This window comes from Natronobacterium haloterrestre (assembly GCF_900112205.1).
In the GTDB taxonomy this organism is placed as follows: Archaea; Halobacteriota; Halobacteria; order Halobacteriales; family Natrialbaceae; genus Natronobacterium; species Natronobacterium haloterrestre.
Genome location: NZ_FOKW01000003.1, coordinates 294,731 through 319,575, shown reverse-complemented (window position 1 = coordinate 319,575; position 24,845 = coordinate 294,731). Strand labels below are relative to the sequence as shown.

17 protein-coding genes and 1 tRNA gene are annotated in these 24,845 nt (G+C 66.1%); 5 read left to right on the top strand and 13 right to left on the bottom strand.

What is annotated here, in order from left to right:
* Positions 1–70: 70 nt before the first annotated feature.
* The 5 genes from BM113_RS08050 to BM113_RS08030 all read right to left on the bottom strand — a co-directional run bounded on the left by BM113_RS08050 (position 71) and on the right by BM113_RS08030 (position 8,159).
* Positions 71–718 carry a fibrillarin-like rRNA/tRNA 2'-O-methyltransferase gene (locus tag BM113_RS08050; RefSeq protein ID WP_089786901.1) on the bottom strand — a complete coding sequence of 216 codons (648 nt, stop codon included), beginning with the start codon at positions 716–718 and terminating at the stop codon, positions 71–73.
* Positions 711–1,607 (bottom strand): NOP5/NOP56 family protein, encoded by an 897-nt coding sequence (locus tag BM113_RS08045; RefSeq protein ID WP_089786899.1) that lies wholly within the window; start codon positions 1,605–1,607, stop codon positions 711–713. The genes BM113_RS08050 and BM113_RS08045 overlap by 8 nt, the downstream gene beginning before the upstream one ends.
* Before the next feature lie 83 nt (positions 1,608–1,690).
* A complete protein-coding gene (locus tag BM113_RS08040) occupies positions 1,691–3,046 on the bottom strand; it encodes an acyl-CoA thioester hydrolase/BAAT C-terminal domain-containing protein (protein WP_089786897.1) in 1,356 nt (451 codons plus the stop codon).
* Positions 3,047–3,235: 189 nt separating this feature from the next.
* Positions 3,236–5,548 carry an amino acid permease gene (locus BM113_RS08035; RefSeq protein WP_089786895.1) on the bottom strand — a complete coding sequence of 771 codons (2,313 nt, stop codon included), beginning with the start codon at positions 5,546–5,548 and terminating at the stop codon, positions 3,236–3,238.
* Between the two features lie 223 nt (positions 5,549–5,771).
* Complete coding sequence (locus tag BM113_RS08030) at positions 5,772–8,159, bottom strand: amino acid permease (protein WP_089787230.1); 2,388 nt, start codon at positions 8,157–8,159, stop codon at positions 5,772–5,774.
* A 467-nt stretch (positions 8,160–8,626) separates the two neighbouring features.
* On the opposite strand from BM113_RS08030, the gene trkA reads away from it, so the two are divergent.
* Both trkA and BM113_RS08020 read left to right on the top strand, forming a co-directional pair.
* Positions 8,627–9,961 carry a Trk system potassium transporter TrkA gene (gene trkA / locus BM113_RS08025; RefSeq protein WP_089786894.1) on the top strand — a complete coding sequence of 445 codons (1,335 nt, stop codon included), beginning with the start codon at positions 8,627–8,629 and terminating at the stop codon, positions 9,959–9,961.
* Entirely contained in the window at positions 9,962–11,497 is a 1,536-nt protein-coding gene (locus BM113_RS08020; RefSeq protein WP_089786891.1) for a TrkH family potassium uptake protein, read from the top strand.
* Between the two features lie 119 nt (positions 11,498–11,616).
* Here the strand turns inward: BM113_RS08020 and BM113_RS08015 are convergent, their stop codons facing one another.
* From BM113_RS08015 to BM113_RS08005, 3 genes are all read right to left on the bottom strand, one after another.
* Entirely contained in the window at positions 11,617–13,254 is a 1,638-nt protein-coding gene (locus BM113_RS08015) for a potassium channel family protein (protein WP_089786889.1), read from the bottom strand.
* 122 nt (positions 13,255–13,376) lie between these two features.
* On the bottom strand, positions 13,377–15,797 hold the full coding sequence (locus BM113_RS08010; protein ID WP_089786887.1) for an efflux RND transporter permease subunit: 2,421 nt from the start codon (positions 15,795–15,797) through the stop codon (positions 13,377–13,379).
* Positions 15,798–15,803: 6 nt separating this feature from the next.
* Positions 15,804–17,891, bottom strand: coding sequence for a COG1361 S-layer family protein (locus BM113_RS08005; protein ID WP_245758003.1), 2,088 nt, complete (start codon positions 17,889–17,891; stop codon positions 15,804–15,806).
* A gap of 83 nt (positions 17,892–17,974) precedes the next feature.
* On the opposite strand from BM113_RS08005, the gene BM113_RS08000 reads away from it, so the two are divergent.
* Positions 17,975–18,790, top strand: coding sequence for a TrmB family transcriptional regulator (locus BM113_RS08000; protein WP_089786885.1), 816 nt, complete (start codon positions 17,975–17,977; stop codon positions 18,788–18,790).
* A gap of 93 nt (positions 18,791–18,883) precedes the next feature.
* Here the strand turns inward: BM113_RS08000 and BM113_RS07995 are convergent, their stop codons facing one another.
* Entirely contained in the window at positions 18,884–20,008 is a 1,125-nt protein-coding gene (locus BM113_RS07995; RefSeq protein ID WP_089786883.1) for a DUF63 family protein, read from the bottom strand.
* A gap of 322 nt (positions 20,009–20,330) precedes the next feature.
* Between BM113_RS07995 and BM113_RS07990 the strand changes: the two genes are divergently transcribed.
* Positions 20,331–20,747: a DoxX family protein gene (locus tag BM113_RS07990; RefSeq protein WP_089786881.1), complete on the top strand. Its 417-nt coding sequence runs from the start codon at positions 20,331–20,333 to the stop codon at positions 20,745–20,747.
* Positions 20,748–20,835: 88 nt separating this feature from the next.
* Here the strand turns inward: BM113_RS07990 and BM113_RS07985 are convergent, their stop codons facing one another.
* The 4 genes from BM113_RS07985 to BM113_RS22840 all read right to left on the bottom strand — a co-directional run bounded on the left by BM113_RS07985 (position 20,836) and on the right by BM113_RS22840 (position 24,060).
* Complete coding sequence (locus BM113_RS07985) at positions 20,836–21,636, bottom strand: inositol monophosphatase family protein (RefSeq protein ID WP_089786879.1); 801 nt, start codon at positions 21,634–21,636, stop codon at positions 20,836–20,838.
* Between the two features lie 109 nt (positions 21,637–21,745).
* A complete protein-coding gene (locus BM113_RS07980; protein ID WP_245758002.1) occupies positions 21,746–23,332 on the bottom strand; it encodes an HTTM domain-containing protein in 1,587 nt (528 codons plus the stop codon).
* Positions 23,333–23,650: 318 nt separating this feature from the next.
* A tRNA-Leu gene (locus BM113_RS07975) sits at positions 23,651–23,733 on the bottom strand.
* 195 nt (positions 23,734–23,928) lie between these two features.
* Positions 23,929–24,060, bottom strand: coding sequence for a hypothetical protein (locus BM113_RS22840; protein ID WP_281244005.1), 132 nt, complete (start codon positions 24,058–24,060; stop codon positions 23,929–23,931).
* 199 nt (positions 24,061–24,259) lie between these two features.
* On the opposite strand from BM113_RS22840, the gene BM113_RS07970 reads away from it, so the two are divergent.
* Positions 24,260–24,754: a DUF309 domain-containing protein gene (locus BM113_RS07970; protein WP_089786878.1), complete on the top strand. Its 495-nt coding sequence runs from the start codon at positions 24,260–24,262 to the stop codon at positions 24,752–24,754.
* Positions 24,755–24,845: the final 91 nt, after the last annotated feature.

Genomic DNA, 24,845 nt, shown 5'->3' with positions numbered 1-24,845 from the left:
ATGCTTCCTGCATCGGGCGGGCGAGAGCGACCCGGGCCGGCCGGAGCGGGGCGGGCGAACGGCATCACGTTCACCCCTCGAGCGGCCGCGCGACGATCCCCAGGTGGTCCGCGTGGTGGGGTTCGAGCCGTTCTTGCTCGAGGATCTCGTACCCCTCGGCGAGTTCCTCCCGGACGTCCGCGAAGACGTCCTCGGGGTCGCGGGTGACGTCCTCGCTGCGGGCCTTCACGGCAAGCAGGAGCCGCCCGTCGTCGGCGAGGAACCGCCGGTTCTCGAGGGCGACCCGGGCCTGTCCGCGGGTCGCGACGTCCTGGACGACGGCGTCGACGTCCGCTTCGACGACGTGGGCGTAGGTCTCGGGCTTTCGTGCGTCGGCAAGCAGCGGGAATAGCCGCGGTCGGGACTCGGCTGCCGACAGCAGGTCCCGCGTCGGGCGGGCGGCGAATTCGACGGCGTAGGTCGGCCCCGCGAAGTCCGCGACGTGGCTCACCGTCGTCCCGCTCGCAGCCCCCAGGTAGAGGACCGTCTCCTCGTCGCCGCCGGCGAGGCCGACGTCCATCCCGAGTTCGAGCATCGCGCCGAGCTTCGACCGGTCGGGGTTCCAGGCGCGCCACTCCCGATCGGTCGGCTCGCCGTAGACGGGTTCGCCACGGGTGGCGAGCCGTTCCGCGCCGTCGAACCGGCGGCGCTCGACGCCGTCCGGCAGGGCGTCAGTCATCGCCCTCACCTCCCGTCGCCGCGTCGTCGCCGTCCGCTCGCGCCCGGATCGTCTCGATGCGCTCCTCGAGTTCCGCGTCGAGTTCGGGCTTGCGCTCGCCCGAGTAGTGGTCGACCCGTGCGGCGATGGAGAGTTTGCCGGCCACGGCCCGCGCCGCGGAGCCGCGGTCCTCGGGGCGGGTCCCCCGGACGGCGTCGTGGACGTAGATGACGCCGTGTTTCGGGGACGGGGCGTGGCCCCGCAGGTGAGCGAACAGGGCGTCCTCGGCCCCGAGTACCTGGACCGTGCCGCTGGGTTTCTTCGCGAGTTCCTCGAGGCCGCCGGCCAGCGAGATCAGCCGCGCGGCGAGGACCGGGCCCGCGAGCGCGGCGAGGTTGGGCGCGACGGTCGGCGTCTGTCGCTCGACGAACTCCCGGAGGTCCTCGGCCTCGTCGGCCAGGTCCGCGACACGTTCGGCGAGCGAGCGGATCCGGTCCCCGCCGTCGCCCGGGAGGTCGGCCCCGTTTCCGTCTCGAGCGGCCAGTTCCCGCGCGTAGTCGATGCCGGTTCCGACGTCCGGATCGACGGTACCGCCCCACTCGGCGAGTCGCTCGGCGAGTTCGTTCGCCGTCCGTTCGCAGTCGTCCATCGCCCGCACCGCGTGGACGAGTTGCCGGTCGTCGGCGGCCTCTCGTTCGGTCACCGCCGCGCGGGTCGCCGCGGTCGTCGCCTCTTTCAGGGCGTCGTAGTACTCGTCCTCGTCGTCGGCGAAGCCCGCCTCGACGGCCAGCGCGGGCCAGTCTCGGGGTTCGTCGGCGGAACCGTCCCGGACGGCCTCGGCGGCCGACTCGGGGTCGTCCGGATCGGCCTCGGAGAACCAGCCCGCGTTCGCGGGATCGGTCGTGGTCATTGCCGGGGAGTAGTCGCTCCGGTTGTATATGCGTTCTCGAAGTGACTGGAGCCGTTCGGCCGGAAAAGCGACGGGGATCGCCCTCACCTGGCCGGCACATCCAGGGCCGAAAACGCGGTCAGTACGTCAGGCCAGTGGTCGTGTGCGGCCTCGGCACTCGCCGCGAGCGTACCGCCGTACCCACGGCCGTAGGTTTCCTCGAGCGGAAAGTACGGCTGGAAGATCCCGTGGCCGGCATCCTCGTAGACGAGGTGCCGATGAGACGGGTGGTCGGCCGACTCGAGCCGGGCGACGGCGACGTTCTGTAGGCGTTCCGCGGGCCACAGCCGGTCGTCGCCCCCCGAAACCAGCAGAACTGGCCCCTCGATTTCTTCGACGGGGATCGTCGCCTCGTCGATAGCCGCCCCGTCGGCGACCTCGAGCGCGTCGGCGAAGAGTTCGACGACCGGGGAGTTCGGTCCCGGTTCCCAGTCCACGTCGCTCAGCGTGAGATAGGAAACGGGGTCGCCGCCGATCGACCACGAGGAGGTCTCCGGGAGGTCGTCGGCCGACGCTCCACCCTCCCAGACCAGGCCGCTGCCGGCGATCGAGACGACGGGGCCGACGGAGTCGAGCCGGCTCCCCGCGAGCAAGGCGAGTTCGCCGCCCTTCGAGACGCCCCAGAGCCCCGCGCGGTCGCCGGTCACCCGGTCACGGTCGAGCACCCAGTCGATCGCGCGCTCGACGTACTCGAGCGGGATTTCGACCAGATCGTCGGGGAGTCCAGGCCCGTCGAAATACTCGAGGGCGAGGGCAGTGTACCCGTGTCGGGCCAGCAACGCGGCGACGTGATCCCACCGCTCGCCATCGGAGCCATGGAGGACGACGATTCCCGACGCCTCCCCGTTTCGCTCGGGTTCGAACGCCGTTCCCACGAGATCGCCGTCGGGCTCGACGCTCTCGACCGCGGGGTACTGTCGCCGGACCGATGTCGATCCGAGTTCGTCGCCTGCCGGGTTTCGCAGGACGAACCGGAGCGTTCGCTCGTCGGGCCACTCGAAGGACCCCTGTCGCCTTCGGCCGCCGTAATGAAACTCCCACCACGACACGTCGGCGAACTGGAGCAGGGCCACGGTGGTCGGGACCTCGAGGTCAGCCGGTACGTCGCCCCCGACGACGGCTGCATCGTTCACGTCGACGGGATCGCCGTCCACCTCGAGTTCGACTGCCGCGCCGAAGCGGTCTCCGGTCCCGTCCCCTCCCTCGAGCACGAGTTCGAGTGGGTCCCCGTCGGGGACGTCCTCGATCCTCATTTCGAACGGCTCGTCCACGTGGACTTGCCCCGGATGGTCGAACGACGGATCGGCTTCGACACCGAGGGTGCATCCAGCGAGGGTGGCGGTACCGAAGCTCCCGAGAAGGGTCAGCGTCCGCCGCCTCGATCGCTCGTGCCAGCGCATCGAAATACGGGCCCTACGATCGGGCCGGACAAAAGTTTTGATTGAGTAACAGGAGTGGCCGACCCGTTCGAGGGTTCGAGGACTCGAGAGACACGCTCGGATCGACGAGGGGGACCCGCGACCGGACAGCGGCGGACAGGACGGGACATGAACGGTTACCGACCGAGCGGACGGAAGAAAGGAAACCCGTTATCGGCGACCGAACAGCCGCTCCCGCAGCGAGCGGCCCGTCGGCCGTTCGGCCAGGATCACCGACCGGTCGACCTCGTTGATCACGTCGTAGGCGAGCGACCCGCGCAGGAGCCGCGAGAGCAGCCCCCGCTCGGTCGCACCGATGACGATCAGCGAGTGGTCCTCGGCGGCCTCGGCGATCGCGCCCTCGACGTCGCCGGAGTCGTCGATCAGGATCCGGGCGTCCTCGAGGCCGTGGTCCGCGGCCCACTCGGTCAGGAATCGTTCACCCTCGGCACGTTCGTCCTCGTCGACGACGTGCAACAGCGTGATCTCGGAGCCGAGTTGTTCGCGCATGTCCCGGGCGACTTCGGCGCTCAGGTCCGAATCGGGGCCGCCGGCCGTCGGGACGAGCACGCGGTCGGTCTCCAGGCCCTGGTCGTCGAACACGAGGAAGTCACAGGGCAGGTCGTGGGTGAGTTCGTCGAGCGGGCTCTCGACGCGGCCGGCCGACCACGCGCGGCCGGGACCCCAGCCCATGACAACGGTGTCGGCGTTCTCCCGTCGGGCGACGTCGAAGATCTCCTCGACGGATCGGTGCGAGACCACGGTCTTGACGTCGACGGGGACGTCGAGCGTCTCCGTGCTCTCGCGGACCCGTTCCATCAACTGCTGGGACTCCTCGTCGATCCGCTGGATGTGCTCGGAGCCCTCCTCGAGGGGCGTCTGGTCCGGGACCTCCACGATGTGGACGGCTTCGACGGCCCCGTCGTTGGCCTTGGCGATCACGCTCGCCAGCGACAGCAGCGAGGACTCGGTGCGCGGGTTCGACACCGGGACGACGACCGTATGCTCCGCGTTTCCGGACGGACGGGCCGCGTTCGCGGCCGAGACCGCCAGGTCGGGCATCTCCTCGGAGCGCGAGAGGATGTAGTTGCTCAGGACGCCCTCCCGATCGGTCTCGTGGCGGGCGTAGACCCCGTACCAGAGCACCGCGCCGACGACGAACACGAGGCTGAGCGCGATCTCGATCTCCTTCATGAAGCCGATCAGTCCCAGCGAGAAGACGATCCCGAGGATCGGCGTGATCGGGTACAGCGGAACGGTAAAGTCGGGATCGTACTCCGGGACGTCGGCCTCGCGGAACACGATCAGCGCGGCGTTGATGAGCGCGTAGACGACCAGATGCAGGATGCTCGCGGCCTTCGACAGCACCTCGAGGTCGTTGCCGAGGACGACGATGAAAAGCAGGATCATCCCGCCGGTGACCGCGATCGAACGGTACGGCGTCGCGAACCGCGGGTGGATCTCGTTGAGCCACGCGGTGACGATCTTGTCCCGTCCCATCGCGAAGTTGATCCGGGCCGACGCGAGGATCGAGGCGTTCGCGCTCGAGGCGGTCGCCAGCAGTGCGCCGAGCGTGATCGAGGTCACGCCGATCACGCCGAGGTTTCCGGAGAAGATGATCTCGGCGGCGTCGGACATCGGCGTCTGGTCGCTGATCGAGTCGTAGGGGATGATCCCGACGAGCAGTCCGACGATGATCGCGTAGATGACGGTGGCGATGGCGACGCTGCCGACGATTGCGATCGGGAGGTTCCGCCCGGGATTTTTCAGTTCCTCGCCGACCGTCGCGATCTTCGCGTACCCGAGGAAGGAGACGAAGACGAGGGCGGTTCCGGGCAGGATCTCGCCGTAGCCTAACGGGGCGACGGTGTCGTCGACCATCACGGTGCCCCAGTCGAACGAGAAGAACCCGAGCAGGGAGAAGACGGTGAGGATCGTCAGCAACAGCGCGACGATCGCGGTCTGGACGCCGCCGGTCTCTTTCGCACCCATGTAGTTGACCCCGACGAACGCGAGGCCCGCTACGAACGCGCCGACCTGTACCTCCGAGAGGACGAGCGGGCCGAGCGCGATCGTCGGGAGGACGGCGACCTCGCCGACGCCCGGAAGGGGGACGACGACGTCCCCGAGGAAGGTCGCGAGGTAGCCGCCGAACCCGATACAGTAGAAGGCACTGGCGAAGGCAAGCCCCATCCAGTCACCCATCCCGGAGATCGACCCGAACAGGGGACCGAGCGCGCGGTTGATGTAGTAGTACGCGCCACCGGCCTTGGGCATCGCCGTCCCCAGTTCGCTCACCGAGAGCGCGTTGATCATCGCGATCAACCCACCGATGACGAACGAGAGGACGACGACCGGCCCGGCCTCCTGGGCCGCGACGCCGGGCAGAACGAAGATCCCTGCGCCGATCATCGTCCCGATACCGATCGCGAGGGCCGAGATCAGCCCCAGGTCCTTGGCGAGTTCCTGATCCCCGTCGGTCATCCTCCTTCACCACCTGGCGGGCGGAGGCGCGATCGGACGTTCGAGACGGCAAATACGTCGACTTCGGCAGGAGACGGTTGGCGTATACTCGACATGGTTCGGTATCGGCACTGAGGGCACACCCTCCCTTAATGTATTCGATGGCGAAACTATAACCAAATATAGGTACGAATCCGAAGCGAGGGGAGGCGTTATTTGCGATTCGAAATCAGGCGGTGGCGCGTTACGGTTGCTCGACGGTCGAGTCGGACTCCGATTTCGCGTCCGAAGTCGGGTCCGTCGTCGAGTCGGGATCCCGGTCCGAGTCCGAATCCGAATCCGAACCCGAGGCTTCGACTTCCGGGGTCGCCGGTTCCGGCGTGACGCCGGTTTCTTCCGTCTCGGTTCGATCGCTCCCGAACACTCGTTCCCGGAGGCTCCGGGTGTGACTCTTCTCCGCGAGCAACACCGAACACTCCACGTCCTCGAGGACGTCAAGCACGAGCGACCCCCGAACGAGCCGGGAGAGCAGTCCCTTTTCGGTTGCGCCGACGATCAGCATGGTCGCGTCCTCGGCGGCGTCTGCGATCACCGTCTGGACGTCGCCGCTTTCGACCGCGATCTCCGCGTCCTCGAGGCCGTGTTCGGCGGCCCACTCGGTCAGGAACTGCCGGCCCGCCGCGGGGTCCTCGGCGACGTGAAGCAGCGTGACCTCGGCGTCGTACTGGTCCCGCAGCGTGCGTGCGGCCCCGGCGGCGATGTCGGAGTCCGGCCCCCCTGCGGTCGGCAGGAGGATGCGGGACGGATCGAACCCGCGATCCCTGAAGACCAGGAAGTCACACGGCAGCGAGTGGGCGAGTTCGTCGATCGGCGTTTCCACCCGGCCCGGGGAGCCGGCCGCCTCCGGGCCCCAGCCCATCACACAGAGGTCAGCGTTGTACCGGTTTGCGGAGTCGAATACCTCCTCGAAGCCACGGTGGGAGAGCACTGCGTGCGTTTCGACGTCAACCCCGTAGGTTTCGGCGTCGTCCCGCGCTTGCTCGAGGATGTGTTTGGCGGCTTCGTACTCCTGTTGTTCGCGGGCGGCCTTGAGCGAGGTCTGGTCGGGCACGGTCTCGATGTTGAGGGCGACGACCGTCCCGTCGTGCTGGTCCGCGATGGCCGAACCGAGCGTGATGAGGTTGTGCTGGTGGGCCGGATTCGCGAGCGGGACCATCACGCGGTAGTCGTTCCCCTCGGGCTGGACGCTGGTGGTCGCCGAGACGGCGGCGTCGGGCAACTCCTCGGAGCGCTCGAGGACGTACTGGGCGAGGACGCCGGGCGATTCGATCTGTGACCGGGCGTAGCCGAGGTACCAGATGACGCCGAAGGCGACGAACGCGAGCGATAGCCCGATCACGACGGGCTCGATGAAGACGATCAGTGCGAACGAGAAGATCGCTCCGAGGATCGGCGTGATCGGGTACAGGGGAACGGTGAAATCCGGGTCGTAGCTCTCGGGGTTGGCTTCGCGGAACACGATCAACGCGAGGTTCAGGAGTCCATAGACGATCAAATGTAATACGCTGCCCGCGCTGGCGAGCAACTCGAGGTTGCCGAGCGCGATAAACGCCAGAATGAGCACGCCGGTCGCTCCGATCGCGCGGTACGGAGTCGAGAACCGGGGATGAACCTCGTTGATCTTCGGCGTGATGAGTTTGTCCCGGCCCATCGCGAAGTTGATCCGCGAGGACGCGAGGATCGAGGCGTTCGCGCTCGAGGCGGTCGCGAGCAGGCCGCCGAACAACAGCGCGGCCGCACCGAGGGGGCCGATCAACAGTTCGGCGACTTCGACGACGGCGGTTTCGTTGTTCGCCACGAGGTCCAGTTCGACGGCGGCGAGCATCGCCAGGAGGATGAGGGCGTATGCGGCCGTTACGATCACGACGCTGCCGATGACGGCCCGTGGCAGGTTCCGTCCGGGATCCTGGATCTCCTCGGCGACCGACGTGATCTGGACGAAGCCGAGATAGGAGACGAACACGAGTCCCGTCACCGGGAACAGCCGATCCCAGCCGAAGGGATCGAACGGTCGCAGCGTCTCGACGTCCGCGTTGAGGAGGCCGAACAGGGTGAAAACCGACAGAATCGCGAGTAGGGTGATGACGATGACGTTCTGGATCTGTCCCGTCTCTTTCGCCCCGACGTAGTTGACGGCGATGAAGAACACGGCACCGACCAGACCAATGATCTGAGCCGGCTTGAGGGCAAGCGGGCCGACCGTCACGCCGGAGACGGCCACGAAACCGTTCACGTACTCGCCGAAACCGTACATGTAAAACGCCGAGGCGAAGGCAAGTCCCATCCAGTTCCCCCAGCCGGCGATCGAGCCGAACAGCGGGCCCAGCCCCTGGTTGACGTAGTAGTATGCCCCGCCGGAAACGGGCATCGCGGTCCCCAGTTCCGACGCCGACAGCGCGGTTAGAAGGGCGATACAGCCGCCAATGACGAACGCGAGCGAAGCGAGCGGACCGAGTTCCCCGACGGCCGTTCCGGGAAGCACAAAGATTCCGGCACCGATCATCGTCCCGATCCCGATCGTCAGCGCGGCGAGCGGGCCGATGTCCTTCGCGAGTTCTTCGTCGGCACTCATACTGTCCTCCCGATCGTCCGTGTTCGATTCAGCGTTCGAATAGACATATTCGAGTAGTCCGTCTTTTCGTTCGGTTCGCCGCACTGGTCGCGTCGAACAGCCCCTCTCACGGGGGCAGTGCCAGAACATCTGGAACAAGTGATAGCCAACCCTTAATTGGTTCGTTTGTTCACTGTCCATCCGGGGAGTGCGAGCGCGTCGACTCGCACCTGTCGATTCCGATTATTACGGTTTCAGCGCCGATCTCTTGCCGATCGATAATCTCTTCCGACCCTGTTTTGCGATCCAAAAACCGATCGACAACGTTATAGGTTCCGCTGAGATAGCGGATTGATAAGCCCCAAACGCAAAGGTCAAGCGCCAAGAGAGCGGCGGTGATCCGAGCGACCGTCGTAAAGAGACTGGCGGGTCGATACGATGACACTAATACTCACGCCCATGATACAACGAACTGTCCGGAGGAAACGATGCGCGTAGTCATCGTCGGAGCCGGGGAAGTCGGTCGGACCATCGCCCACAACCTCGAGGAGTCCCACGACGTCGTCGTCGTCGACCGCGACCCCGACGTCGTCGAGGAACTGACCTACTCCAGGGACGTGCTCGCGCTCCGGGGCGACGGCACCGAACTGGGAACGCTCGAGGAAGCGGACGTCGAACGGGCCGACCTCGTCATCGCCTGTACGGACGACGACGAAGCGAACGTCGTCGTCTGCGGTGCAACCAAAACCGTCAGCGACGCGTTTACGATCGCCCGCGTGCGCCGCCGAACCCTGCTCGAGACCTGGGAGGGATCCCAGGGGGCGTTCGGCGTCGACTTCATGGTCTGTACGGACCTGTTGACGGCGCGAGCGATCGTTCGAATCTCCGACCTGCCCGCGACCCAGGACGTCGACACGTTCGTCGGCGGACTGGTCAGAATGGCGGAGTTCGAAGTCTGTCCGGAAAGTCCGGTCGCCGGATCGACGGTGAGCGACGCCGACCGATACGACTCGCTGACGTTCGCAGGGGTCTTCCGGGACGACGAGATGATCGTCGCGACCGGGGATACGGTGTTGCAGGCAGGCGATCGAATCGTGGTCATCGGAAGTACCAGTTCCGTCGCCGACTTCGCCAGAGACGTGGCTGCACCGGCGAGCGAAGAGGGCAACGAGGTCGTGGTCGTGGGCGGCGGCGAGGTCGGCTACCAGACCGCCCGGGAGTTCGAGGACCACGGCTACCGGCCGCGACTGATCGAACGGGACCACGAGCGCGCCCGGGAAGTCGCCGAGGCGCTGCCGAATACGATGGTGATGGAGAGCGACGCGACCGATGCGGAGTTTCTCATACGCGAGCACGTCGACGAGGCGGATCTCGTCGTCGCTGCGCTCGACAGCGACGAGAAGAACCTGCTCGTCTCGCTGCTGGCCGAACGCATCGGCGTGGAGCGCACTGTGGCAGTCATCGAGAACCGCGAGTACGCCGACCTCTTCGAGACCGTCGGCGTCGACGTCGCGGTCAACCCTCGCGAGGAAACCGCCGAGGAGATCGTCCGCTTTACCCGCGCCGATCACACCGAAAAAGTCGCCATGCTCGAGCACGATCGGGCAGAGGTCATCGAGTTCGAGGTCAACGGCGACGGGGTCCTCTCCGGCAAGCCGATCGTCGACGCGATGCGGTCGCTCCCCGATGGGGTCGTCATCGGGGCGATCTCCCGACAGGGTGAACTCATCACCCCCCGTGGCGAGACGGTCGTCCAACCCGGCGATCACGTCGTCGTCTTCGTCGACTCGGCAGTCATCGACGACGTAATCGAGGCGATCTGAATGCGACGGAGGTTACACGTCGACTGGCGGGCAGGGTTGAGTCTCGTCGGAACGCTACTGGCCTTCCTTTCGCTCGCGTTCGTCGTCCCCATCCTGATCGCGCTCGTTTACGGCGGCGAGGACCTCTGGGTGTTCGTCGCATCGATGGCCATCACCGCCACGTTCGGTCTCCTCCTTCGTGAACTCGATCCCGAGCCCGATCCGGGCGCTCGAGAGGCGTTTCTCGTCGTCGCCCTGACCTGGCTGTTCGCGGCGGTCTTCGGCGCGCTCCCGTACATCCTCGCGGGTGACGGAACGGTTGCGCACCCGGTCAACGCCATCTTCGAGAGCATGAGCGGCTTCACGACGACGGGAGCAACGGTGATGGGCGATATCTCCTTCGACACCCATTCCAGGGCGATGCTGATGTGGCGTCAGCTCTCCCAGTGGCTGGGCGGAATGGGGATTATCGTCCTCGCGGTCGCGATCCTCTCCCAGATGGCGGTCGGTGGCGCCGAACTGATGCGAGCCGAGACGCCGGGCCCGGGCGTCTCGAAACTCACGCCCCACATCGCCGAAACGGCCCGCGTGCTCTGGATCGCCTACGTCGCGCTCACGGTGATCTATATTCTGTTGCTGTACGGGGTCTACCTGCTCGGCTACGCACCGAACATGGACCTCTACAACGCCATCGCTCACGGGTTCACGACCCTCCCGACCGGCGGGTTCTCCCCGGAAGCTCGCAGTATCGAGGCGTTCTCACCGCTGGTCCAGTGGCTCGTGATCCCGTTCATGTTCGCGGCCGGGGTCAACTTCGTGCTGTGGTGGCACGTCATCACCGGGGACGTCAGGACTCTGCTCCAGGACAACGAGTTCCGCCTCTACCTCGGCTCGGTGTCCGTCCTGACCGTCGTGGGTGTGGTCGTGCTGTTCTTCTCCGCGCTCGAGACGCCCCAAACCGGTCAGGTGGGGGGACACATCGAGCGTTCGGCTCGGTACGCGGCCTTCCAGATCGCCTCACTGACGAACTCGACGGGGTACGCGAACATGGACTTCGACGCCTGGAATGGCCCGGGTAAGGGGCTGTTGCTGTTCGCGATGTTTATCGGCGGTTCGACGGGATCGACCGGCGGCGGGGTCAAGATTCTCCGGTGGCTGGTAATTCTCAAGTCACTCAGGCGGGAGCTGTTCACGACGATCCATCCCGAAGCCGTCCGTCCCGTCCGGATGAACGGTCAAGTCCTCGACGAAGAGGCCGTCCGGGGAATATACGCCTTCACGCTGCTGTACCTCGTGCTCTTCTTCGCCGGCGTCGCGCTGTTCGCCGCGGACGCGGCCCGCGTAGGGTTCGATCTCCACCTGCTCGACGTCATCAGCGCATCGATCGCGACGCTCGGGAACATCGGACCGGGGCTGGGGACGATCACCGGCCCGATGGGTGGGTACGTCGACTTCCCCACGAGTTCGAAACTGCTGATGATCCTCTATATGTGGATCGGCCGCCTGGAGATCTTCCCGGTGCTCGTTTTGCTGACGAAGGCGTACTGGACGGATTGATAGCCGTCGTGCCGTTTCCGTTCGGTTTTGCGGATCTCGACTGCGCTCCGTTCCCCTCTGTCCGAGTCCAATAGGCAGGGCCGAAGCGACTGCCCGAGCGTCGGTCCGCAGTGCGGCGATTACCTGACGAGCTTGATGAACTCGTTGACCGCCGTATCGCTCCCCGTGACGACCAGCATGTCGTCGCGTCGAACCCGAAACTCGGGACCGGGATTGGTCACCAGGTCGCCGTTTCGTTCCACGGCGACGACGGTCGCACCGGTGCGTTCCCGGACCCCCGCCGCCTCGAGCGTGCGACCCGCGAGGTCCGGCGCGGACGTACGGATGATCTCGAACTGCGTCTCCGGGGAGAGCACTTCCTCGTCCTCGAGCAGCACCGTCGAGAGCATCCGTCCCGTGACCGTCGACAGCGCGAGCACGTACTCCGCGCCGGCCCGGTAGAGCTTCCCCGTGTTCTCGATCTCGTTTGCCCTGGCGATGACCTCCGTCTCGGGGGTGATCCGCTCGAGGACGACCGTCGTGTACATCGTTTCCGTATCGTCGTCGAGCGCCAGCACGACGATGTCGGCGTCCTTGATTTCGGCATCCAGCAGCGTGGTCGGATCCGTGATGTCCCCGACCACGTCGACGCCCGATCCGTTTTTGTCGGTGTCGACCACCGTGTGGGGGAGCCCGGCCTCGTCCAGCGCCTTGGCGACGCTTCGTCCAACGATCCCGTGGCCGGCGACGACGACCCGTTCCTGCCCGTCACGCAGCCCGTTCGGGGCGATCGTTCGGGACGTAACCTCCTCGAGTTCCTCGTGGCTGCCGGCGACCAGCAGGATCGTGTTCCCCTCGATCCGCATGTCGGGCTCCGGCGTCGGGACGAACTCGCCGTTGGACCACGCGCCGATGATCGTCGCGCCGATCCGGTCCCGGAGTCCGGCCTCGGCGATCGTTTTCCCCGCGAGGTCGCTGTCCCCTTTCACCACGAGTTCCGAGATCTCGAAGTCGTCGCCGATCTCGATCGTGTCCCGGAGCTCCCGGGTGACCGACAGCGTCACTTTCTCCGCGAGGCTGTGGCCGAGTACCTGCCGGGGCCGGATCACGTGATCGGCGCCCGCGTACCGGTGGTAGACGGCGTCTTCCCTGCTTTCTGCGATGCTCACGATGTCGATGTCGTCGCCGAGTTCCCTGACCGTCAGGATGACCGAGACGGACCGCTCGTCCGAGACGTCGGCGACCACCGCCCGGGCCGAGTCGAGGTTGGCCCGTTCGAACGTTTCCTCGAGTTCGGGGTCGCCGAGGATCGCCTCGATCCCCTCGTCGTTCAGTTCGAGCACGACGTCCGGCTCCTCCTCGACGATCACGTACGGCACGTCCGCGGCCTCGAGTTCCGACCGGAGGACGTCTTCGCGCGGGGAGTACGAACAGATGATGACGTGATCCGTGAGATCGGTCTCCGTCTCGGGCCGGTCCGCGATCGCCTCCTGGAACAGGGGGACGACGAAGATCGGCAGTGCCAGAAACACGAGGAGGACGCCGGTGAGGTTCATCCCGACGACGAACAGGTTCATCGCCGTACTGTTCCAGTGGTCGGTGTGGCCGCCGAAGCCTGCGGTCGTGAAGGCCTCGATGACGACCTGTAACGAGTCCGCGAGCGAGGTCTGGTGGCCTTCGAACACGAGCAACGCCCACTGGTATGCCACGGTGTACAACGCCACCAGCCCCACGACGAACGCCGTCGCCAGCACGATCCGCCGTCGCCATTCGATCATCGGTGATATCTGTCGTTTGTCGGCCGCCGTTTTGGGTGTTACTGGTCCGAACGGAATAGTTCGGGTGGGACCCGAACTCGCCGACCGGTCTCTCGACTCGAGTCCGGGACCGCCGCTCCCCTTCAGCCGACCACACGCTCCCACACCACCAGCGTCGGCGGCAACACGACCACCGCCATCAGGAACGAGTAGATGACGCTGATCGACATCAGGAGTCCGAACTGGCCGAGCAGCGGAGTGATCGCCAGAATCAGCGACGCCGAGCCACCGAGGGTCGTCAGCATCGACCCCGTGAGCGCGCCACCGGTCCCACGCAGCGTCGTCAGGAGCGACTCGTAGGCGTCCCCACACTCGTTGTACTCGTCGATGAAGCGGTGAGTGACGTGGACCGAGTAGGCGACGCCGACACCGATCGTGAGCGACAGCACGGTTCCCGTCAGCGCGTTCAAGGGAAGGTCGAGTATCGGCATGGTCCCGGCAAGCACTGCGACCGTCACCACGATGGGAAACATATTCGCAATCCCTAGCGACGCACGCCCCTCGAGTACGTGGTAGATGAGCATCAGGAACACCAGGGTGAACACGAGCGCCAGCGCGAGGCTGAACAGCGACGAGTTCAGGATCACCTTCGAGGTTTCGTGGAAGACGACGATATCCCCGGTCGGTGTGGTATCCAGGCGGAAGTCGGCCGCCAGCTCCCGGGCGTCTTCCGTGACCTCGGCCTGAGTAGCGTCGGCCTCGACGGTGTAGATCACCCGCATACTGCGCTGATCTTCGGTAATGTACTCGAGTGCGTCGTCACGGGCGTCCGATTCGAGGAGGCGATCGAGGACGTACCCGACGTTGCGATCGGGGACGCCGTTGCCGTCGATATCGTTGGCCTCGAGCAGGCGAGCGAACTCGTCGTCGTTCTCCGCGTGGTCGTGCATCACGTCGACGATGCTGTTGCTCTCGGCCCGGCCATCCTCGGTGACGATCGTCGACGGCGGATCGTTCCCGGCGCGGTGGACGGACTCCAGGGCGTGATCCTCGTGTATCGGCCCTTCGACGTAGATCGTCACCTCGTCGTCCTCGCCGCTCTCGAAGGTGTCCTCGAGGTAGTTGATCGTCGCGGTGACGGTGTACTCTTCGGGGGCCAGGGGTTCGGGCATCGTCTCGGCGTAGCCGGGCAGTTCCTCGGCCGGGAGGAAATCCTCCTCCTCGAAGGTGGTATCGACGGTCGTCGCGTACGCACCGGTTCCAGCGGTCACCACCAGGGCGACGAGTACCATCGCGATCGGTGCCCGCCGCCCCACGTGTGCACCGACGGGGAGGGCTCGCCCGAGCAGCGAATCTTCGGAGCCAAGCGGTGAAGAGCCGAACTCGCGGATACCGTACGCGTCTCGCAGTTGATCGAGATACACCTTCGCCGCCGGCAGGAAGATCCCGAAGATGAAGAACGTAAAGGTGATTCCGATGCTCGCGACGAACCCGAACTCGCGGATCGGCGCGAGGTCGCTGGTGACGTTTGCGCCGAAGCCGATGACGGTCGTTCCGGTGACGATGAAGAACGCGATGAGCAACTGCGTGGCGGCGGTGTCCATCCCCGCTTCGATCCCGGCACCGTCGACGCGCTCTTCCCGGTACCGGTTGACGGCGTGAATCCCGAAGTCGATCCCGACCGCGAGCAACAGGGGCGGGATCGCGATCATCACCATCGAGAACGGGATCCCGGCGTGCCCGGTGAATCCGAACGTCCAGATCACCGCCATGACGAGCGAGACGAGTCCCAGCACCACGTCGAACGGGTCACGATAGGCCGTAATCAGGAACGCGAGGATCAAAACGATGACCACCGGCACGATGATCGCCATCGAGTCCGAAATCACGTTCTCGAACTCGGTGTCCAGGATGCCGTTCCCGAAGGTAACGATGTTGCCGTCCATCGACTCGACGGTGCTACGGACCCGGTACTGGATCGCCTGTTCGTCGACGTCGCTCTCGTGAGTGACGACCGCGACGGTCGCCGATGCCTCGGGTTCGGCGGGACTGAAGTCTTCGCTCAGCGAGGCCGCAAACTCGGGGTTTTCCCCCAGTTCTCTGACCGTTTCTCTGACCTGGGCGTCGGTCGCCCCTTCGAGCGTTCTGATCTGTTCTTCCCTGGTGTCGGCCGTGGGATCGATCGACCGGGCGACCCCTTCCGCGACGCTCGAGCTCTCTGTGACGCGGTGTTCCTCGCTTTCCTCGAGGTGGTGTTGGATCTCGAGCATCCGAAGTAAGGCATCGCGACTAACCACGTTCTCGCCACGGTGGATGAGCTGTGTCGTCGGGGCGTCTTCCTCGAACGGCGGCTCGAACTCCTCGTTGACCTGGTCCTGGGCGTTCTGCGCGTCGATCCCGTCAGTGAACGCGTTCAACCCCGCGTCCATTTCGATCGCACCGAGTCCGCCAGCAAACAGCGCAGTAACGAGGAGGAAGACGACGATGACCGTCCGCGGACGATCGATAATCCAGTGATTGATCGTCCCCAGTATCCGTTCGACGGACTCCGGTTGGTCGGACATCGCTCGTTAGCGGTCGACGTTTGACTCGGTGCCGGAATCGGCGGGCTGTTCCTCGGAGTCGTCGGCATCGGTCTCGTCGTACTCGAGTCGGTCCCCGGTCGGGCCGGTCCGTTCGGTCCGTTCGACGGAGGGATCGGACGCGTCTTCGGGATCGTCGGAGTCGGCCGGCCAGACGTCCGAATCCGATGCCACGTCGCCGGTCTCGTCGTAACCGAACGCCGATTCGGCGGCGTCGGTTCCGGGGGTTTCGACCTGGCTGTGGCCGCCGTAGCCGGTTCCGGTCCCGCTCTCGGCTCCCGAGGCCCCGCTCTCGTCCCCTCCGAGCCGCTTTGCGATCGGCCCAGGGAGCTCGAGGTCCCCGATCCGCCCGAGCACCGGCACGCCCTCGAGGGCGGCGGCGATCCGAGCGCGGAACCACCAACAGACCGCCACGACGCCGCCGAGGAGCCCGGCCGCAGCGAGGATGGCCAGGGTGGAGATCCCCTCCTCGGGCTCGACCACTTCGAGCGGGATCCGGTACGTATCGGTCAACTGCGAGTTGGAGCGCTCGTCGTCGTATCGGAAGTCCATTCGAAGCGGGTAGGTCTGCGGGGTCGCGTCGTCGCTGACTTCGACCTCGAAGGTGACCGTCGCCGACTCGCCGGGTTCGAGCGACGGGATGAACCCCTCGTCGTCGTGGTTGTCGAGCGGATCGTTCGTGTAGAGTTTCGCCTCGATATCAGTGAGCGTCTCCGACTTCGTGTTCGTCACCTGCAGCGAGATTTCCTGCGTTTCGCCCACCTTCTGGGTGGCGTTGAGCACATCGACCTCGAACTCGTCACGTTCGGGTGCGACCTCGAGCGGGAGGTCGACCGGCTCCCCCGTCGTTCGAACGTCGTCGTGGATATTACGGTACCTGACGTTTGCTTCCATCACCCGCGGCCCGGGCTCGGCTTCCCCGCCGATGCCGACCCGGAATTCGAACGGTGCCGCCTCACCGGGTTTCAGGTCGCCGACAGCATACTGGGTCTCGCGCGGGTAGACGTTCGATCCGCTCCCGAGTCCCTCCTCGAGGTTCGGGACGATCCCCTCTTCTCCGTCGTCGACGACGAGAACGGTGTCGTTGACCGGTTTCGGACCGTCGTTGACGATCGTCCCTTCGATCGTCCCGTCCTCGCCGACGTAGAGGTCGGTCTCGAGGTTTTCGACGGCGAACTGCTGTTCGGGTGCTGTCTCGGCACCGACACGGACCTCACGGGAGGTCCGATCGACGCCCTCGCCGTCGCGGAAGTCGACGGTCACGGAGATGGGGTACGTCCGCGCGACCGCGTCGGCATCGACGTCCATCGCTGCCTGTACCGTCGCGGTTTCGTTGATCTTCCAGTCGCCGACGTACTCCGTGCTGCCGGACGACTGGAGGTCGGATCCCTCGCTCGTCGGGGCGACCGGCTGGAGCGCCGCCCCGCCAGCCGGCCCCGTCTGGGACTCCGATCCGTCGGCCGCCGCGGTAATCGTCTGGACGTTCTGATCCGGCGACTCGAACTGGACGACGGCGTCGCTCGCGTTCTCGACGCCCGTGTTGTTCAGTTTCAGGGTGACCAGTCCCCGGTCGCCGACGACGAGGCCGGAGTGAACGTCGACGGCCTCGAACCGCGCTCGCTCTTCGACGACGATCGTGACAGTCTCGGTGTCGGTGCTGCTGTCGTCCTCGCCGTGTGTGTACTCGATCTCGGCCTCGAGTTCGTACGTCCCGGCCTCGGCGTCCTCGTCGACGGCGATCGTGAACGATTCCGACAGCAGCGTCTGGGCCGACATGGTCGGAACCGGTGTCTCGTTGGTCTTGACGTCGACCGGTGCGTCCGTCCCGTTGAGTTCGACCGTCACGTCGCGCGCCTCGGTCGGCGGCGGGTCACCGACGTCGCTATCGTTCTCGTACGGCGAGGCGGCGTTGCGAATCTCCAGTTGGAGGGTCGTCTCCTCGCCCGGCGCGACGATGTTTTCCGTGAGGTAGACGTCGAAATCGGGCTCGTCGGAGGCCGACACTGGTGTCATCAGCGGCGCTCCAGCCAGCAGTAGCAAGACGAAACCGAGGGCGACGATCCGAGTCCGTCTCATTGCGTGACTGTTGCGGCAGGTGACGTATCAACCTTTCTATTACAAACCACAAGCTTGTTGTTTCTTTCACCGGTAGGTCCAGTATGGACGATCACACCGAGCTACTGGCCGAACTCGGCCTTTCGAACTACGAGGCGCGGGCCTACGTCGTACTCGCGGGCAACGGTCCGATGACGGCGGACCAGGTCGCCGACGAGTCCGACGTCCCACGCGGGCGAGTCTACGACGTCCTCAACTCGCTGGTCGATCGGTCGCTCGCGAGAGCCGACGACGGTCGCCCCCGAACGTACGTCCACGTCGAACCCGAGGAGGCGGTCGCCCGGCTCAAGGAGCGACGGCTCGAGGAACTCGAGGAAGAACGGGCAGCGTACGAACGAACGGCGGCGTCAGCGTCCGACGCGCTCTCGGGAATCACGGACGGCGACGAGGACGAGGGGTTCACGACGAGCGCGCTCCACGAGGAGGCGGCCCGCGATCTGTTGCTCGAGCGGTTCGCCGCGGTCGACGACTCCATCCGGATCGCCGCGGCGACGGTCGACGTCAGCCCGGCACTCGAGGCGGCGTTCGCCGATCGGCTCCGGAATCTCCTCGATCTGGGCGTCTCGATCCGACTGCTGGTGACCGAGATCGATCAGGCCGAGGATCGAGTCACGGACCTGCTTGAGGCCGGCATGGAGATCCGACGGGCCGACAGCGTCCCGGAACGGCGGTTCATCGTACTGGACGACGCGGAGGCCTGTCTCGAGGTCGTCAACCCGGCCGCGCCGGACGAGTTGCTGGCGGTCGTCAACTTCCGGGAGGACGATACGGCCCGCGAACTCGCGGCGAGTTTCGACGAACTCTGGGCTGACGCCGACGCGTGGGAGCCGACCGAACGCGGCGACGCAAGCGGCGAGTAGGGCGACGGCCCGGTTCAGACGGATTCCTACCGGGTTACTGGCACAACACGGCCGGATCACGGTTGCGCCGGTGCTGACGGACGGTACCCCGTATCAGACGCCGAACGTGGCCCGCAGCATGTCACGAGTCCCGGGACCGAGTCCGACCGCGACGACGGTGATCATCAGCAGGATGGCGTAGCGCGGACTCTCCTCGAATATCTCCTCGTTGAAGATCCAGACGACGAAGACTGCGGCTGCGAGTTTGACGAGCAGGAACGGCCAGGCCGCTCCCGTCACCTCGGCGATTTCGGCCGGCAGAATCGAGCCGGTGAAGTCGACGATGGCCTCGTTGACCGGGTGTTTGGGCGCGAGGTTCCGATCGTGGCCGAAGGCCGTCGCCCAGTCGAGTCCGATCACGTTCGCGACGCCGTCGACCGCGTGCGCCCAGATGACGACCGCGCCCATGAACCGGGTACCGCGGTTGATTTCGGGTGCGAAGCGTTCGATCGCCGTCCAGGTGAGCCACGTCGCGAGGGTCGCGACCGCGAGCGTCGTCAACAGCAGGTATGGGTAGAAGGTGGCGTACTCTTCGGTCGCCGCGGTGACTCCGAGGTAGCCGACGGTCAGGGTCAGCAATGCGGTGCCGATGCCGAACAGCGGGTACTCGTACCCCGATACGTAGTCGTTCCGGTCGAGCCAGACCGAACCGACGACGGCAAACAGCGTCACGAGGAAGACCACGAAGTAGATCAGCGGGCTGATCAGGAAGCCGACCCAGGGGAGATCGATCGCGAGTTCGCCGGTGTAGCGGAACGCGGCGACGTTCGTGTCCTCGACGACGCGGAGCGCCCCGCCGAACAGCATGAACGGGAACAGTCCGTAGAAACCCGCACGGTAGCGTTCGATCTCGAGGCGCTTGATGAGGAAGACGACGCCGATGACGGCCAGTACCAGCGTCGGGATGTAGCCGGCGTAGGAGACGAACGTATAGCCGGGTTCGGCGGTCGGCCCCGCGCTGGGGGCTTCGCCACAGGGGACCTGTTCGCCGCCGGCCCAGGCGACGCAACTCCAGCCGTGGGCGTCGGCGACGACGGGGCCCCAGTAGTACTGCCAGATGATGTCGACGTACACCCGCTGTGGAAAGAGGGCGGCGAGCAGAATCACCGCGGACGCGAGGACGAGAACGGTCGCGGCCCAGACGCGCTCGGGCCCGTACCGCTCGACGGACTCGTACATATCCGATATCCGTCGGGGCGTCCGCTTACCGTTTCCGATTTCTCCGGAGGCGTATCCCCGTGTCGTGTCCCGGTCCCCGCGGAATCGGACGCTCGAGGCTATCACCATCCCCACCGGAACCTATCGGCTGGCGTATTTTTCCCGACTGGGTTTTGCCGGCGTCCCCCGTTGACGCCGGTGTTACCCGCTTACATTGATGTTCGCGAAACGATATATCCGTGCGGCGACGATGTGAGGGTGCAATGGTCGACCGACTCTCGATACACGAAGCACACGATGATCGCTCCCGCTTCCGGACGCGACTCCGGGGGGTGGGAAACTGATGTTCGAATCCGCGCTCGCGGACGTGGCGTTTCTGAGTGCCCGTCTGATCTTCGGCGGAATCCTCGCGTTCATGGGGGTGAACAACCTGGTCGACGCCGAGTCGATGATCGGGTACGCCGAGTTCAAGGGGCTCCCGGCCCCGCGACTCCTTGTGCCGCTCAGCGGCGGCACGCTGATCTTCGGCGGCGTCTCGGTCGTCCTCGGTGTCGTTCCTGCCCTCGGGGCCGGTGCACTCGCCGTCTTCCTCCTCGGGTCGGCGATGACGATGCACGACTTCTGGTCGCTCGAGGGCGAGGAGGCACAGAACGAGTTGAACCACTTCCTGAAGAACGTCTTCGGGGCCGGCGGCGCGCTGGCCTTCCTCGCGGTGGCCAACGCGACCTGGCCGTACGCGCTCAACGTGACGATCCTGTAGCACTCGTCATACGGACTGCTGTAAGTCATTACCGGCGCAACCGCGACCGTCCTGCGGTTGCACCGGTAAACAGTTACAGCAATCCGTATCAGTCGTCGGCCTCGATCTCGTTGGCCGCCTCGAGCAACTCGTCGTGGATCCCGCCGTTCGAGGCCACGAGCCCGTGGCTGTCGTGTCGCCAGCGGTTCCCCTCGAGATCGGTGACGACGCCGCCGGCCTCCCGGATCATCGCGACGCCGGCGACCGTGTCCCACGGGTTCGCCTGTTTGTTAGTGACGACACCCTCGAGCCCCCCGGCGGCGACCAGCGCGAGCTCGAGCTGAGCGCAGCCGAACCGGCGGACGTCGCCGAACCGCTCGACGAGCGCGCGGGCGGCCCGGCCGTACTCGCCGCGGTGGTCGAAATCCCACCAGAAGGTCGGACAGGCCGTCGCCATGTCGGGGTCCTCGTAGTCGCTGACCGACAGGTTTCGTCCGTTGCGGAATGCACCCTCGGGGCCGACGCGGTAGGTGTCCCCGAGCGCGGGGAAGACGTTCGCCCCGGCGACGGGTTCGCCGTCGACGACCGCCGCGACGGCCGTCCCGAACGCCCGGATGCCGGCGACGTAGTTGTTCGTCCCGTCGATGGGGTCGACGATCCAGGCCGGCCCCTCCTCGGGGACGGCCTTCAGTTCCTCGTCTTCTTCGCCGACGATCGGGTCCTCGGGGAACGCCGCGCGGATCGTCTCGACGACGCGCTCCTGGGCCTCGTGATCTGCCTGGGTGACGACGTCCGTTTTGCCGTCTTTCTTGTCGACGTCGAGGCTGCCACGGAAAGAATCGGCGGCGACCTCGGCGCCGGCTTCGGCCGCCTCCAGGGCGACGGATTCGCGATCCGATTGCTCGCTCATTGCCGAAGGATCGCCCCGGCGGCGAAAAGGTGTAGCGGTTCGTGACGATCGGCCCTCGGCCCCTTCCCTCGGCTCGATTCGCGTCCGTCCGGCGTCGGGCATCGCCCGGTCAACAGTCGTGCTCGAGGCGCAGGTCCGCGACCGGATCGCCGACCCGCCCGTCGACCGTCACCGGCTGCTCGACGTGGTACAGCCGCACCGTCTCCGGTTCGCCGTCGTAGGTGGAATCGTCCGCCACCCGGCGACAGCGGTAGTCGGCCAGGGGCTCGTAGTGAGCGTCGCCACCGTACCGCAGGTCGGTGCCGTACCGCTTCCAGAGGACCGAGGGGTAGGTGTCCGCGGCGTCCGGCGGGCGATCGATTTCGCCGGCCCCATCCGTGAGCGTCCCGACCGTCTCGCCGCCCTCGAGGTCGGCTTCCCAGGCGTACCACCAGTAGGCGTCGGGGGGATTCGGCGCGAAGAACGACCAGCTCGCCTCCTCGATCTCGTCGACGTCGGTCGGGGAGTCGACGAACCCCGCGCCGGCCAGTTGCCAGGTGACGACGGCGACGAGGAAACAGACGAGGACGACCGAGACTGTCACGCGTCCCAGCCGGCGGACGGTCGTCCGGGCCGGAACGTCCCTTCTCCCCACCGGAACCGATGGCAACGCAGCGCGCTCTACGGCGAGGATCCGGGAGCCGATCGACTCCCCGACGGCCCGCGGATCCCGACCGCCCACAGTTTTCAGCGCCGCCTCGAGGCGGTCCCAGATCCGTGGCGGAAGGAACAACAACAGGGCCGCTACCATGACGAACGGGAACGCGCCGAGTCGCATCGTCGCGGCCAGCCCCAGTTCACAGCCGACGAACGCGAACGCGAGTGCGGCCCGGAGTCGGTCGGTAAAGACGAGCAACAGGACCGAGCCACAGAGCAGGGCGACCCAGGCCCAGTTCGCGACGACCAGCGTCGTCCCCAGGTTCGCCACCCAGGGGCCGAGCCAGACGATGTACTGCTCGAGGTGGAAGATACGCGGCGTCGCCGTCCCGTCCATCCAGGCCTCGCTCTGGAACTTGACCGCACCGTTGATCGCGTAGATGACGACGAAGTGAACGAGGATCGTCCCGGTGGCGACCGAGAGGACGCGGTCGTCGTCGGTCCCGCGTCTGCTCTCCGTCGCGTCTTCGGCGCGTCGCATCGTGTCGACCGACCACCGCACGCCGAGCGGGAGGAAGAGTCCCAGCACGAGCAGCGACAACAGGATCGTATCGCCACCGTTCAACACCAGCGGGTTCCGGGCGTGTAACGACGCAAGCAGGATCGCGGAAACGGCCGTCGCGATCCGGGTCCGGTAGCCGACGGTCAACGAGAGCGCGGCGACGGCGGCGACCCCGAGCAGGAGGTACTGGAACCACGCGTCGCCGGACAGTGCGTGCAACGACGCGGATTCGAACGGCGGGTACAGCGTCGCCAGCGTCGACCGCGGGAACACCCCGGCGTCGGTGTAGAAGGCCCGTACGCCCGGGAGGCGCACGAAAAGCAGGTCACCGAGCACGACCAGACCGACGGCGATCCGGAACGCCGCGAGCGCCCGGGGATCGATCCCGAATCGCGGCGCGAGGAGGGCGCTCGCGGCGCGCCGGACCGACCCGTTGGTGGCCGTTCCGTCGGCCCCGTCGCGGTCCTCCCGATCGTCGGTCGTTGCTGTGGCGGACATTCCGTCGTACTCCGCTCGTGAGGTCGTTGTTCGCGTCCCGAGTCGGTAGCGCGGTTTTCAGCCGTCGTATAAGTGTTTTGTCCTCTTCACGCGACGGCGAGAGACGGAGCCGTCGCTCTCGACGGGGATCGGGTTCTCGAGAATTTTGCGAGGGAAGATCGCGTCGTGCTGATCTTCCGCATCTTTCCGGCGCGTTCGCGCCGCATGCGATGCGAGGGGAGGGAATCGAACTACCTCCGGGATTTGCGCTTCGGCGGAACCCCGGCGTCGTTCGATCCCTCCTGCATCTCACTCAGTGCGATTTGCACTTCGTTGCGATGCGAGGGGAGGGAATCGAACCCACGAACGTCTACACGAGCGGATCTTGAGTCCGCCGCCGTTGACCGCTTGGCTACCCTCGCACGCAATCGTCCGTACGTCCGTGTCGTTTGAATAGTCTGCGATTTTCCTCGTCTCTCGAGGGTCGCCCCCTCTTCCGGTTCGGCAGGGGTAGCATCGAGTCTCCGTCGGCGACCGGCGTCCGTTCGCGTCGCTATCGTATACCACCCGATCGGGGCGCTCGAAGAAACGACCGGCCAGGCCAGTCTCGAGCGGCCTCAGACCGAGGGCGACTGTTCGAGCGTGTCCTGTGAGTACAGCGTCTCGCAGTTCGGGCACCGGTAGCCGCCGTCGACGTGTTCGTAGAGACGGTTCCCGCAGTTCTCACACCGCCCGTACGGATGATTCATCTATCTCGGGAAACGGTCCACAGGCGAATAAGGCCTTGCCTGACACTGTGTATGCACTATATACGGCGACGGACCCCACCGTCGACGTTCCGGTGGCCTCCCGCCACATGGTCGAAATATCTCGTTGATTGTCGCGTTACCCGTCGGTTTTCGGCGGTACGCCGAACGGTATACCCGTCCTCGACTCCAATACGGAGCCATGGCCGACCACACGACGGACCCGACCGTCGATCCGCCGCCGGATCCCACCGATCCGCCGACCGGCTGGCTCGAGTCCGAGAACCGCTGGAAACACGCGACGCTCCGGCGGGCAACGGTTCACGGCGTCCGCCTGTTCAACGCCGGCGACTATCACGAGAGCCACGACTGTTTCGAAGACGAGTGGTACAACTACGGTCGCGGCCGGACCGAGAGCGCCTTCCTCCACGGGATGGTCCAGGTCGCCGCCGGCGCGTACAAACACCACGACTTCGAGGACGACGACGGGATGCGATCGCTGTTCCGGACGGCGCTGCAGTACCTCCGCGGGACGCCCGCCGACTACTACGGGGTCGACGTCCTCGACGTTCGGACGGCCGTCTCGAACGCCCTCGAGGATCCGTCTTACCTCGACGGGTGGCAGATCCGCCTCGACGCCGAGTACCCGACGGCGCGACAGGTCGACCGCGAGTACGCAGCGTCACTCGAGGAGTGAGCCGATCGGAACGGTGGGCACACGGAGACGACTGATTTCGCCGGCACTGCTGTCCAACGGTCCGTCTGAAGGGTGGGGAAGGAGCGTGTGG

Coding starts and splice junctions, on each gene's coding strand:
- BM113_RS08050 (WP_089786901.1), bottom strand. CDS start 718: ATGACTGACGCCCTGCCGGACGGCGTCGAGCGCCGCCGGTTCGACGGC.
- BM113_RS08045 (WP_089786899.1), bottom strand. CDS start 1,607: ATGACCACGACCGATCCCGCGAACGCGGGCTGGTTCTCCGAGGCCGAT.
- BM113_RS08040 (WP_089786897.1), bottom strand. CDS start 3,046: ATGCGCTGGCACGAGCGATCGAGGCGGCGGACGCTGACCCTTCTCGGG.
- BM113_RS08035 (WP_089786895.1), bottom strand. CDS start 5,548: ATGACCGACGGGGATCAGGAACTCGCCAAGGACCTGGGGCTGATCTCG.
- BM113_RS08030 (WP_089787230.1), bottom strand. CDS start 8,159: ATGAGTGCCGACGAAGAACTCGCGAAGGACATCGGCCCGCTCGCCGCG.
- trkA (WP_089786894.1), top strand. CDS start 8,627: ATGCGCGTAGTCATCGTCGGAGCCGGGGAAGTCGGTCGGACCATCGCC.
- BM113_RS08020 (WP_089786891.1), top strand. CDS start 9,962: ATGCGACGGAGGTTACACGTCGACTGGCGGGCAGGGTTGAGTCTCGTC.
- BM113_RS08015 (WP_089786889.1), bottom strand. CDS start 13,254: ATGATCGAATGGCGACGGCGGATCGTGCTGGCGACGGCGTTCGTCGTG.
- BM113_RS08010 (WP_089786887.1), bottom strand. CDS start 15,797: ATGTCCGACCAACCGGAGTCCGTCGAACGGATACTGGGGACGATCAAT.
- BM113_RS08005 (WP_245758003.1), bottom strand. CDS start 17,891: ATGAGACGGACTCGGATCGTCGCCCTCGGTTTCGTCTTGCTACTGCTG.
- BM113_RS08000 (WP_089786885.1), top strand. CDS start 17,975: ATGGACGATCACACCGAGCTACTGGCCGAACTCGGCCTTTCGAACTAC.
- BM113_RS07995 (WP_089786883.1), bottom strand. CDS start 20,008: ATGTACGAGTCCGTCGAGCGGTACGGGCCCGAGCGCGTCTGGGCCGCG.
- BM113_RS07990 (WP_089786881.1), top strand. CDS start 20,331: ATGTTCGAATCCGCGCTCGCGGACGTGGCGTTTCTGAGTGCCCGTCTG.
- BM113_RS07985 (WP_089786879.1), bottom strand. CDS start 21,636: ATGAGCGAGCAATCGGATCGCGAATCCGTCGCCCTGGAGGCGGCCGAA.
- BM113_RS07980 (WP_245758002.1), bottom strand. CDS start 23,332: ATGTCCGCCACAGCAACGACCGACGATCGGGAGGACCGCGACGGGGCC.
- BM113_RS22840 (WP_281244005.1), bottom strand. CDS start 24,060: ATGAATCATCCGTACGGGCGGTGTGAGAACTGCGGGAACCGTCTCTAC.
- BM113_RS07970 (WP_089786878.1), top strand. CDS start 24,260: ATGGCCGACCACACGACGGACCCGACCGTCGATCCGCCGCCGGATCCC.